General features: G+C 58.2%; 14 protein-coding genes. 12 read left to right on the plus strand and 2 right to left on the minus strand.

The window, feature by feature from the left end:
- The first annotated feature begins 251 nt into the window (after positions 1 to 251).
- From ACIQ0R_RS07450 to ACIQ0R_RS07470, 5 genes are all read left to right on the plus strand, one after another.
- A complete protein-coding gene (locus tag ACIQ0R_RS07450; RefSeq protein ID WP_395825702.1) occupies positions 252 to 1190 on the plus strand; it encodes an ABC transporter permease in 939 nt (312 codons plus the stop codon).
- 135 nt (positions 1191 to 1325) lie between these two features.
- The gene (locus ACIQ0R_RS07455; RefSeq protein WP_395825666.1) at positions 1326 to 2318 is read left to right on the plus strand and encodes a LacI family DNA-binding transcriptional regulator; all 993 of its coding nucleotides are present in this window, start codon (positions 1326 to 1328) and stop codon (positions 2316 to 2318) included.
- 40 nt (positions 2319 to 2358) lie between these two features.
- Positions 2359 to 3273: a ribokinase gene (gene rbsK, locus ACIQ0R_RS07460; RefSeq protein ID WP_395825669.1), complete on the plus strand. Its 915-nt coding sequence runs from the start codon at positions 2359 to 2361 to the stop codon at positions 3271 to 3273.
- 1 nt (position 3274) lies between these two features.
- The gene (gene rbsD, locus ACIQ0R_RS07465; RefSeq protein WP_395825672.1) at positions 3275 to 3667 is read left to right on the plus strand and encodes a D-ribose pyranase; all 393 of its coding nucleotides are present in this window, start codon (positions 3275 to 3277) and stop codon (positions 3665 to 3667) included.
- An 86-nt stretch (positions 3668 to 3753) separates the two neighbouring features.
- Positions 3754 to 3963 (plus strand): DUF3717 domain-containing protein, encoded by a 210-nt coding sequence (locus ACIQ0R_RS07470; RefSeq protein WP_395825705.1) that lies wholly within the window; start codon positions 3754 to 3756, stop codon positions 3961 to 3963.
- On the opposite strand, the gene ACIQ0R_RS07475 is transcribed toward ACIQ0R_RS07470, so the two are convergent.
- Entirely contained in the window at positions 3952 to 5472 is a 1521-nt protein-coding gene (locus ACIQ0R_RS07475) for a DUF4080 domain-containing protein (protein ID WP_395825675.1), read from the minus strand. The genes ACIQ0R_RS07470 and ACIQ0R_RS07475 overlap by 12 nt on opposite strands.
- Before the next feature lie 238 nt (positions 5473 to 5710).
- Here ACIQ0R_RS07475 and ACIQ0R_RS07480 point away from each other — a divergent pair, with 238 nt between their 5' ends.
- From ACIQ0R_RS07480 to phaP, 4 genes are all read left to right on the plus strand, one after another.
- On the plus strand, positions 5711 to 5881 hold the full coding sequence (locus ACIQ0R_RS07480) for a hypothetical protein (RefSeq protein WP_395825678.1): 171 nt from the start codon (positions 5711 to 5713) through the stop codon (positions 5879 to 5881).
- Between the two features lie 152 nt (positions 5882 to 6033).
- A complete protein-coding gene (locus ACIQ0R_RS07485; RefSeq protein WP_395825681.1) occupies positions 6034 to 7218 on the plus strand; it encodes a patatin-like phospholipase family protein in 1185 nt (394 codons plus the stop codon).
- Positions 7218 to 8009: a M15 family metallopeptidase gene (locus ACIQ0R_RS07490; RefSeq protein WP_395825686.1), complete on the plus strand. Its 792-nt coding sequence runs from the start codon at positions 7218 to 7220 to the stop codon at positions 8007 to 8009. The genes ACIQ0R_RS07485 and ACIQ0R_RS07490 overlap by 1 nt, the downstream gene beginning before the upstream one ends.
- A 131-nt stretch (positions 8010 to 8140) precedes the next feature.
- Complete coding sequence (gene phaP / locus ACIQ0R_RS07495; RefSeq protein ID WP_395825689.1) at positions 8141 to 8695, plus strand: TIGR01841 family phasin; 555 nt, start codon at positions 8141 to 8143, stop codon at positions 8693 to 8695.
- A 102-nt stretch (positions 8696 to 8797) separates the two neighbouring features.
- Here the strand turns inward: phaP and ACIQ0R_RS07500 are convergent, their stop codons facing one another.
- Positions 8798 to 9691: a LysR family transcriptional regulator gene (locus ACIQ0R_RS07500; protein ID WP_395825692.1), complete on the minus strand. Its 894-nt coding sequence runs from the start codon at positions 9689 to 9691 to the stop codon at positions 8798 to 8800.
- 176 nt (positions 9692 to 9867) lie between these two features.
- Here ACIQ0R_RS07500 and ACIQ0R_RS07505 point away from each other — a divergent pair, with 176 nt between their 5' ends.
- The 3 genes from ACIQ0R_RS07505 to ACIQ0R_RS07515 are packed head-to-tail and all read left to right on the plus strand — an operon-like array spanning position 9868 to position 11127.
- Positions 9868 to 10269 (plus strand): DoxX family protein, encoded by a 402-nt coding sequence (locus ACIQ0R_RS07505; protein WP_395825695.1) that lies wholly within the window; start codon positions 9868 to 9870, stop codon positions 10267 to 10269.
- Between the two features lie 41 nt (positions 10270 to 10310).
- Complete coding sequence (locus tag ACIQ0R_RS07510; protein ID WP_395825708.1) at positions 10311 to 10697, plus strand: dioxygenase; 387 nt, start codon at positions 10311 to 10313, stop codon at positions 10695 to 10697.
- Positions 10639 to 11127 (plus strand): hypothetical protein, encoded by a 489-nt coding sequence (locus tag ACIQ0R_RS07515; RefSeq protein WP_395825699.1) that lies wholly within the window; start codon positions 10639 to 10641, stop codon positions 11125 to 11127. Before ACIQ0R_RS07510 ends, ACIQ0R_RS07515 begins: the two co-directional genes overlap by 59 nt.
- Positions 11128 to 11278 lie beyond the last annotated feature (151 nt).

Genomic DNA, 11278 nt, shown 5'->3' on the forward strand with positions numbered 1-11278 from the left:
AGCAAGAAGTGGACGATGCCATTGCGGGACTGGAAGGGAGCACTTAACCGCTTCACTATCCAGTTTGAAGAACGGATGAAGCCGAATTAAACGAAATTCCGTTTACACAAAATCCAGCACACCCTCAGCGCCAAGCGCGCAGGCTGTCTGAGCTGCGCACCGACAATGCATTCAACATACACAAGATCATGACAACACTTTCCAGTTCCTCTTCCGGTTCTTCATCGCGTACTTTGTCTCTTGCCCGCAGCATGTCAGGCCTAAAGAACTACCTCGGCCTGATCGGCGCGTTGTTGGCGATGTGCGTGCTGTTTTCCTTCCTGAGCGAAAACTTTCTTACGCTCGCCACGTTTACAACGCTATCCAACGATATCCCGACGCTGGTGGTGATGGCCGTCGGCATGACGTTCGTACTGATCATTGGCGGCATCGATCTTTCAGTCGGTTCGGTAATGGCGCTGGCGGCATCGGTGTTGTCGATGGCGATGGTGCGCTGGGGCTGGCCCTTGTTCGGCGCCGCTGTGCTGGCGGTGCTGGTGGCCAGTTTGTGCGGCATGGTGACCGGCGTGATTTCGGTCGGCTGGCGAATCCCCGCGTTCATCGTCTCGCTGGGGGTGTTGGAAATGGCGCGTGGCCTGGCCTATCAGGTGACGAATTCGCGCACCGAATACATCGGCAGCGCCGTCGATGGCATCAGCTCGCCGATCCTGCTCGGCATGTCGCCGGCTTTTCTGTCGGCGATCCTGATCGTCATCATCGGCCATCTGGTGTTGACCAAGACTGTGCTCGGGCGCCACTGGATCGGGATCGGCACCAATGAGGAGGCAGTGCGTCTGGCGGGTATCAATCCGCGCCCGAGCAAGGTACTGGTATTCGCATTGATGGGTTTGCTGTCTGGCGTGGGCGCGTTGTTCCAGGTATCCCGGCTGGAAGCAGCCGATCCCAACGGCGGCGTCGGCCTGGAGTTGCAGGTGATCGCGGCAGTGGTCATCGGCTGCACCAGCCTGATGGGGGGGCGCGGTTCGGTGGTTAGCACTTTTATCGGTGTCTTGATCATCTCGGTGCTGGAAGCCGGGCTGGCGCAAGTCGGGGTCAGTGAGCCGATCAAGCGCATTGTCACCGGCTTGGTGATTGTGGGCGCGGTGGTGCTGGATACTTATCGTCGCCGCGGAGCGCGTTCGCCAGGTTGATGTCAGGTGTATGTCTCACAAAACAGGGTGGCCGAATATTGTGGCGAAATATTATGGTAATTAATATTGTGCCCCTTTAAGGGGTGGGCAATAATGCGCGCCCTCATGAATGTATTTGAGTACTGAGCAAACACTATGGCAACCATCAAGGATGTAGCACGCAAGGCGGGGGTGTCATACACCACGGTGTCGCACGTCCTTAACCAGACCCGCCCGGTCAGCGACGATGCCCGTCACCGCGTGCTGGCGGCGGTGGAGGCGCTGGCCTATGTACCGAGCGCTTTGGCGCGTTCGTTGAAGAGCAAGACCACCGGCAGTATCGGCCTGATCATTCCAAACAATACCAATCCGTATTTTTCAGAAGTTGCGCGTGGCATCGAAGACAGTTGTTATGCGGCTGGTTACAGCGTCATTCTTTGCAACTCTGATGACGATCCGGCCAAGCAGCGCGATTACCTCAACATGCTGCTGACCAAGCGCTGCGACGGTTTGATTGTCGCGACGCTGGCGCAGACAGACGGCGAACTGCTGCGCAAGATGCAGGTGCCGACCGTGCTGCTGGACCGGGCGCCGAAGGATATGGCGATTGACCTGGTGGCGGTCGACAACGTTGCCGGCGGTGCGCTGGCAACGGCGCATCTGCTGGCATTGGGGCGGCGCCGGATTGCCTGTATCGGCGGCTCGGCAGATCTCGATATCTCGCGTGAGCGGATCGCCGGTCTGCGCCAAACCTTGCTCGACGGCGGCATTGCGCTGCCCGACGATTTGCTGGCGTATGCCGATTTCACCAGCGTTGGCGGTTATCTGGCGGCGTGCAGCCTGCTGGCCATGAAGGAGTTGCCGGATGCGATTTTCTGTTGCAACGACCTGATGGCGATTGGCGCGCTGCGCGCGGCGGCCGAACGCGGCGTGGCGGTGCCGGATCAACTGGCGGTGGTCGGTTTCGACGATATCGACCTGGCGCAATTTGTTCATCCGACGCTGACCAGTGTGGCCCAGAATACGCGCCAGCTCGGCCAGTTGACGGCGCAATGTCTGCTGGCGCGGATCGCCGCGCCGGAGCGGCCTTTGCAGCGACAGACGATTGCCCCCGAATTACACATTCGCGACTCGACCGTCAGGTCTTGACGACGATAAACTATAGCGCACTCATCTCGACAAGACTCACATGATCGTCATCATCGGCGGTATTAATATGGACCTGGTATTGCATGTGCCACGCATGCCGCACCCTGGTGAAACCTTATCTGGCGGGCAGTTTCAGACTATCCCGGGCGGTAAGGGGGCTAACCAGGCAGTCGCCTGCGCGCGTCTCAGCGCCGACACTGTCAAGGTGGCGATGATCGCTTGTCTCGGCGACGATGTCTTTGGCGTTGCACTGCGCAGCGCGTTGCGCAGCGATGGTATCGACGACACCCATGTCAGCACGATCAAAGGCGTGGCATCGGGCGTGGCGTCAATCCTGGTCGATGCCAATGGGCAGAACAGCATCGTGCTGGCCGCGGGCGCCAACGACGCGCTCAGTCCGGCCCATATCGATGCCGCACGTACGCTGATGGCGCAATCGCAGATCGTCGTGTTGCAGTTAGAAACGCCGTTGCCAACCATCCGGCATGCGATCAAGCTGGCGCACGATTTAGGTAAAGTTGTCGTACTCAATCCGGCCCCGGCGCAGACACTGCCCACCGATTTGCTGGCACAGGTGCAGTATCTGATTCCTAACGAAATTGAGGCGGCAATGCTGGCCGGGCTGCCTGAAGCCAGTCTCGACAACGACGCCGCGATTGATGCTGCCATCGCAAAATTGCGCGCCGGCGGTTCTGATAACTTGCTGATCACTCTGGGTGCAAAAGGGGTTTACGCGGCACTGTCTTCAGGATCTGTGCATTTTGCTGCACAGCCGGTCACGGCCATCGACACCACCGCCGCCGGCGACACTTTCATCGGCGGCTTCGTCGCAGCGCTGGCAGAAGGGCGCAGCGAAGCCGATGCTATCGCCTTTGCGCAACGCGCTGCGGCATTGAGCGTCGCGCGCATTGGCGCACAAACTTCAATTCCTTATCGTCACGAAGTGGAGGCTTGAGATGAAGAAAAGCCCTTTATTGCATATCGCATTGTCGCGACTGATCGCATCGCTGGGCCACGGCGAAAGCGTGGTGATCGGTGATGCCGGCCTGCCGGTGCCGCCCGGTGTGCCGTTGATCGATCTGGCGCTGACGCGCGGCGTGCCGGGGTTCATGGTGACGCTGGAGACCATCCTGACCGAAATGCAGGTTGAGCATCATGTCCTGGCCGACGAATTGGCGCTGCATAGCCTGCATTTAGCGCGACAGATTGATGCGCTCTGTCTGCCCGACAAGCGCACCCTGTCGCATGCCGACTTTAAGCGCATGACGCATAGCGCCAAAGCGGTGATCCGCAGCGGTGAGTTCACGCCGTATGCCAACATCATCCTGGTTGCCGGTGTTGTCTTTTGATCGTTTTTGTCCGGGGTCTCTGAAAATTCGCCGGCCACAGGTACAATAAAAGCATGGATATATCATTGCCAGAACTGGAATAAGCCATCAATTACTGGCGCCTGCAACGGCCTGCGATAGGTGAGGAATGCGCGTTGTCGCCCGAAGTCAACGCGCTTGCTGACGTGTATGCGTTGATGATCATCAATCACAGCAGCAGCATTGCGCTGGCGGCGATGGGCAATGTGGCCCAGCGCCTGATTGCGGTGTGGCGTCAGCATATGTTGGAACTTGATGCGGCCAAATCAGTGGGCTAAATGACGAGCCTGACGTTTCGGCGCCACTGAGCCCTCATGGTCATTTTTTGCAGCGACCTGTTGCAAATCTGCCTGTTTTGGCGGCTTACCGGCGTAATCGGTGCTTAGCACCGCATTGACCGCGCTTTCGCGCATTCCCTGCAGGCGCAACCACTGTCCGACCAGGCCCGCCAGGCGCTCCAGCGCGATCCGATGGGTGGCATCGGTCTTGCCGTAAAGCCAATCGGAAAACGCCATAAAATTGGCGAACGGCGTCTCACCCAGCAAGATTGGCAACGTATGCGCAAAGCGCCCTGAATTGGCGACCAGATCCCAATAACGCGAGAAACGCTGCAACCGTTGCATCGTTGAAAAATCGATGAGGTTGGTCGCCAGGATGGAGTACGGCGGATGCGGATCGAAGATCAGGCCGAACGGTTCGGTGTGGCGAATGATCGGCGTGCCGCGCAGGCGCTTGAGAATGCCGAACTGGATTTCATGCGGCTGCAGCGCCACCAGCTTATCGAAGCCGCGGGCGAAACTGTCGACGTCTTCACCCGGCAATCCGGCAATCAGATCGACGTGCAAATGCGCGTGCGATTGCTGTATCAGCCAGCGGATGTTTTCTGCCGCTTTCTGGTTGTTTTGCTTGCGGCTGACCAGCGCTTGCACTTCTGGATTGAAGCTTTGGATACCGATTTCAAATTGCAGCGCGCCCGGCGGGAATTGCGTGATCGCGTCCTTCAGCGCATCCGGCAAATGATCCGGCGCCAGCTCGAAGTGAGCAAACACCGGATCATCCGGATTGGCCGCCAGCTTGTCGAGAAAGGACTGCAGGATCTTCAGGCTGGTCTTGACGTTCAGGTTGAAAGTGCGGTCGACAAACTTGAACAGCCGCGCACCGCGTGCATGCAGCGATTCCATCTCCGCCAGGAAGTCGTCAAGCGCGAACGGCCAGGCGCTCTTGTCCAGCGCCGATAAACAGAATTCGCATTTGAAAGGGCAACCGCGCGAGGCTTCCACGTACAGCGTGCGATGGGCGATGTCATGGTCGCTGTACAGGTTGTACGGCAAGGCGATATCAGCCATCGGCGGCTGCACGCCGACATGCACTTTCATCAGCGGCTTCGGTCCATGCAGAATCTGTTTGCACAACTGCGGCAGGGTCACATCGCCCCAGCCGGTCACCAGGTAATCGGCCAGCTGCACGATCTGCTGTTCGGCCGATTCGTAGGACACTTCCGGCCCGCCCAGCACGATCACGATATCGGGAGCGACCCGCTTCAGCATCGCCACCACCTTGGTGGTTTCTTCGATATTCCAGATATAGACGCCGAAGCCGACAATGGTCGTGCCTGTGCTGGCTTTGTGCGCCAGCAGCTTCTCGACGATATCGGTAGTCTTGGCGCCGATCACGAACTCATGCAACTGTGTGGCCTCGCGCAACGCGCCCATGTTGGCTTGCAGGTAACGCAGGCCGAGAGATGCGTGGGAGTAGCGCGCGTTGAGCGTGGACAGCAGAATAGTCATGATTGGCTAACTTGAAATGTGCCGCAGAAACTGCGTGATGGGTCATTTTACGCTTTGGCGTCGGCTCAGGGTCTTTGCTTTGGACGGGCAATTCCCTGAGTATGCCGGCAATTACCTTCGCCAACGCTATTACCATTGAAGGCCTCAGCCAGCATGCTGGCGCCGTGGCATGACGCTGGACGTTAATCTCGTGGCCACGTTACTGTTATAAATTGACTGACTTTCTTGGTAAAACATCATGGCAAAGTACGTTGTAGTCGGGATGGAGTTTGGGGTCGTGCTGCTGATCGGACTGGCAATTTATATGATCAAAAAAAATAAACTGCGGCACCGTGATGGAGCACAAAAGCAGGATTATTGGTCTGTTGCAGATTGCGCGGACATGCGCCGAGAATTTCCTGGTCCGTAACAAGTCTTTTTTGAATTGATCAAAACGCAATCCTGGAAACGTCAGCGTCGTTATTTTTTTGTGATGGTTTCATGACATACAGGAGTGCTGCCGCTGCCTGCCATCGTGATCGGTTAATATAGTTGCTCATCGTTACGTAAGGCGGGCGTCAAATGAGCAATAAGACCACTTCCAAGTCGCAACCACTTACTCACAGCAAAGCCGGTTCCACAACACCGCGGGTGGCGCTGGTGTTGCAGGGCGGCGGTGCGCTGGGGGCTTACCAGGCCGGGGTTTACCATGCCATGCATGAGAATGGCTTGACGCCGGATTGGGTGGTGGGAACTTCGATTGGCGCAATCAATGCGGCGATCATCGCCGGTAACGAGCGCGATCTGCGCCTGTCGCGCCTGAAGCAATTCTGGGAACAAGTCGGCCACGGCGATCTGATGGATTTGAGCCAGGTTCCCGACAGCGTGCGCCAGTTCAACACCTGGTGGACCACCACCGATGTGACGACCCGCGGCGTGCCGGGATTTTTCTCGCCGCGCGGGTTCAATCCGTTTCTGCTGGGGATGCCAGTAGAGGCTGAACAAGCCAGTTTCTACGACACTACGCCGTTGGCCGAGACGCTCGCGCGGCTGGTCGATTTCAAGTACCTTAACGCTCCGGGCGGGATACGCCTGACGGTCAGCGCGATGCGGGTAGCTTGCGGCAGCCTGACCAATTTCGATTCGCTGGAGCGGACCATCGGTGTCGAGCACATCATGGCCAGCGGTGCCTTGCCGCCTGGCTTTGCGCCGGTGCGGATCGATGGCGATCTGTATTGGGATGGCGGGCTGTATTCAAATACGCCGCTGGAAGTGGTGCTGGACGACGAATCGAAGAACGACGCCGAGCGCAACACCTTATGTGTGATGGTGGATTTATGGAGTGCCAACGGCCCCGAACCACTGACCCTGGATCAGATCACCAACCGTCAGAAAGACGTAACGTTTGCCTCGCGTTCGGAACGCCACATCGAAAATTACTTACGCATGTATCAATTGCGTCGCACCGCGCAGGCGCTTTACGACAAGCTGCCGCCGGCGTTGCGGAAGAAATCGGATCTCAAGGAATTCGAGGGCCTGTCCGACAACAGCACAATTCATATCGTACGCCTGCGTTACAGCGGTCATGACTGGAACATGCCATCCAAGGACATCAATTTTTCACGCGGCTCGGTCGAATGGCGCTGGGAGCAGGGCTATACAGATGCCATGCAGGCGGCCGAGCGCATTCGCGCTAACGGCGAAACTTTCGGCAGTTCTGACGCCGGCCTGGCGGTGCATGAGCTAGTCATGCCGCCGCTGACCTGATGCAGATCACGTTATGGCGTTTCAGGTTGTTGTTGCCGCTGCTGTTTGGCGCGACGACGTTCGCCAGTGCGCAGTCATCCGTTGCGCCGGGGTTGGATAGCCAGCAATGCAAAGCGGTCAGTCAGCGCGTGTTGCAGCCTGGCGCGCCGGTCAATTGCCAGCAGTTACAAGTGGTGCGTTTCCGGTATGTCGACTTCGACGGCAAGCGCCACGACGATGGCGAAATCATGGTGATGGCGGCAGTCGCCCCGCAAGTGCAAGCCATCTTCCAGGAACTCTTCAAGCGCCGCTTCCCGCTTGCGCGGGCCCGTTTGATGGAGCATTATCAAGGCAACGATGAGGCGTCGATGGCGGACAATAATACCTCTGCGTTTAACGACCGGCCGATCACCGGCGGTAAGGCAATCTCCTTGCATGCATACGGTTTGGCGATCGACCTTAATCCTTTGCAAAACCCGTATGTGTTGCCTGATGCGCAAGGTCGGCCGACGTATAGCCCAGCGGCCGGCAAGGCCTTTGGGCAGCGCACGGCGCAGCGCCAGGGCAGCAGCGAGCAGGTGGTGGAAATATTTGCCCGGCACGGCTTTGTGATCTGGGGCGGGGATTGGAAAAAGCCAATCGACTACCAGCATTTCCAGGTCAGCCGCAAGCTGGCCGAGCGCATGGCGCAGCTGCCGGCAGCCGCAGCACGGCGGCTGTTTGAAGATTCGATTGCCGCCTATCATGCCTGCCGCAATGCGCCTGGCGCTCAGGCCAGGTCTCGCAAGGCCTGCGCTGCGGCGGCAGGCTGAAAAAAACCTTCCAGCAACCTTGCCGGAGCCGTTAATATGATGTGTGCCCTGGATGTCGAAACCACGTAATGTGCTTTGCCGCAGTTGGATACAACCTTGTAAGAGTTGATTCGTTCACAAAGGAGAAGACCATGTTTTCGTTTCATGAACAGTTCGCCGCAGCCACCAAAGCGCATTTCGAAGCGCAATTGGCATTACTCAATACCCTCACTACCAAGACCTTCGAAGGGGTGGAGAAAGTCATCGAACCCAACCTCAGTGCCGCCAAGGCATCGATGGAAGAATCCAGCGGCACCGCCAAGCAATTGTTGAGCGCCAAGGATCCCCAGGAATTTCTGAATATCTCTGCCGCGCACGCCAAGCCCGGCGCCGACAAGGCCGCCGCTTACGGCCGCCACCTGGCTGACATCGCCACAGGTACCCAGGCTGAATTGACGCGTGCGGCCGAAGCACAAGTTGCCGAGACCACGCGCCGCATCAACGCATTGATCGAAGAAGTCAGCAAGAATGCGTCGGCAGGTTCAGAAAATGCGATTGCCATCCTCAAAACCGTGATCAGTAATGCCAATGCCGGCTATGAACAACTGACCAAGAATACCAAGCAGGCGGTGGAAGCGCTGGAGGCCAACCTGAGCAATGCCTCCGCCCAGTTGACCAAAGCGGCGACGCCACGCAGCAAGAAGTAAGCGATCAAATCAGCGTTGGCGCGATAGTAGGCGCCAACATTGTTGTTAAGCATGACAAAAGGCCGCGCGCGCGGCCTTTTGTCATATTGGCAAATCGCGATCCTATGCCGGCGATTCGCCGAACTGCTGCGCCAGGAAATCAACGAAGGTGCGTACTTTGGCCGACAGATGTTGTCGGCTTGGATAGACCGCATGGACGGCCAGCGGGTCGCCGTGGTAAGCGGTCAGTAGCGGCAGTAGTTTTCCGGCGCGGATGGCGTCGCCGATAATGAAGGTCGGCTGGCGGATGATCCCGCTGCCGGCCAGCGTGGCCGCCAGCAGCAGGTCGCCATTGTTGCAATGGAAGCCGCCGCCGACGCGTACCGTATGCACCTTGCCATCGCGCTGCAGGCGCCATTCGTTGTCGGGCAATGTATAGGCGTAGGTCAGGCAGGCATGCCGCGCCAGGTCGTCCGGATGCTGCGGCACGCCGTGCTGCTCCAGGTAGGCGGGGGCGGCGCAGGTCAGCACATGCGCCGGCGCCAGCTTGCGCATCACCAGGCTGGAGTTTTGCAATTTGCCGATGCGGATCGCCAGATCGAAACCTTCCTCGACCAGATCGACAATCCGGTCCGATAAGGTCACGTTCAGCTCGACATTCGGATAACGTTGCGCATAAAGCGGTAGCAGCCTGCCTAGATGATTGACGGAAAACGACACCGGCGCATTGATGCGCAGGACGCCGCTTGGATTGGCCGCGTGCATGCCGGCGGCTAGCGTGGCTTGTTCGAGGTCGGCCAGTAACTGGCGGCAACGCTCCAGATAGGCGCTGCCGGTATCGGTCAGGCTCAGGCGTCGGGTGCTGCGATTGAGCAGGCGCGCGCCGAGGTAGGTTTCCAGATCGGCAATATGCCGCGTCACCGACGGATTCGACAGACCCAGGATGCGTCCTGCGCCCGACAGGCTGCCGGCCTCCGCCACTTTGACAAACACCTTCATCGCTTCAAACAGGTTCATCGGCACACCTTATTGTTTTGGAATTCGGAAATAGTATTTTATAAAAATCGTATTTTTCTTCCGGTTGCAAGAATATATAGTGAAAGCCAATCCATCAACAAATTGTCGAGCCATTGCCTGAGTATGCAGCTCGGCTCGCATGGTTTTAACCTTCACCCACCACGAGGAAAGACATCATGATTACCAAACCTGTCGACACCAGCGCTTATGCCGCCACCTTGCTGCGCTTGACCTTGGGTATTGCATTGCTGGCGCACGCCTATTTGAAAGTATTTATCTTCACGCTGCCGGGGGCCGCCGGGTTCTTTGCCAGTCAAGGCTTTCCGGCCTGGTCGGTGTACCCGGTGGTGGCCATTGAGGTGCTGTCCGGTCTTGCGCTGGTGCTCGGCCTGCGGGTGCGGATTGCCGCTGTCATTTCGCTGCCGGTATTGCTGGGCGCGTTGTCGGTCCACGTGCCGAACGGCTGGGTCTTTACCAGCCCGAACGGCGGCTGGGAATATCCGGCATTCATGGTGGTGACTGCGATTGCCATCGCCTTGCTGGGGAATGGCGCATTTGCGTTGAGCAAGGCAAAATAAGCGGATCGCGGGAAACTTTTTTGAAAGGGATCAAGGTGACTATGCGCGACAAGCCACTCGCCAACCCAGGCTTAAGCCGCATGCCGGCGATTTTCTTCGGTCACGGCAGCCCGATGAATGCATTGGAAGACAACCGCTATACCGCCGCCTGGGAACAACTCGGGGCTAGCGTGGCGCAGCGGCGGCCGAAGGCGATTCTGTCGATTTCCGCGCATTGGTATACCCGCGGCATCGGTGTGGCGGCAATGCCGATGCCAAAAACCATCCATGATTTCGGCGGCTTCCCGCAGGCATTATTCGACATCCGCTATCCGGCTCCCGGCGCGCCGGCGCTGGCCGCGCAGGTGCGCGATTTACTGGCACCGCTGAATGTGGCGATGGATCAATCCTGGGGGGTTCGATCACGGCACCTGGTCGGTGCTGGTTAAGGCTTTCCCGAAGGCCGATGTGCCGGTGATCCAACTGAGCATCGATGCTACGCAGCCAGCGCAGTTTCATTTCGATCTGGGCCGCAAGCTGGCAGTGCTGCGTGAGCAGGGCGTGTTACTCATCGGCAGCGGTGATGTGGTGCACAACCTGCGCCTGATGAAGCGCGGCGGCGTTGCCTCGGCTTACGAGTGGGCGGTACGATTCAACGATCATATCCGCGAGTCGTTGCTAAAGGGCGATTTGCAGGTAGTGATCGACTACGCCGATCAGGGCAGCGATGCGCAATTATCGGTGCCGACGCCGGAACACTATCTGCCGCTGTTGTACATTGCCGGCGCCAAGCAGGATGATGAAGCGATATCGATTGCGGTGGACGGCATCGATATCGGCGCGATCAGCATGTTGACTGCGGTGGTGGGAAGTGCCTGAACTGTTTCAGCGCTCCGGTCAGGATGAGGGTGTGCTGGATTTTGTGTAAACGGAATTTCGTTTAATTCGGCTTCATCCGTTCTTCAAACTGGATAGTGAAGCGGTTAAGTGCTCCCTTCCAGTCCCGCAATGGCATCGTCCACTTCTTGCT

Source organism: Collimonas sp., from assembly GCF_044339385.1.
Classification (GTDB): Bacteria; Pseudomonadota; Gammaproteobacteria; order Burkholderiales; family Burkholderiaceae_D; genus Collimonas.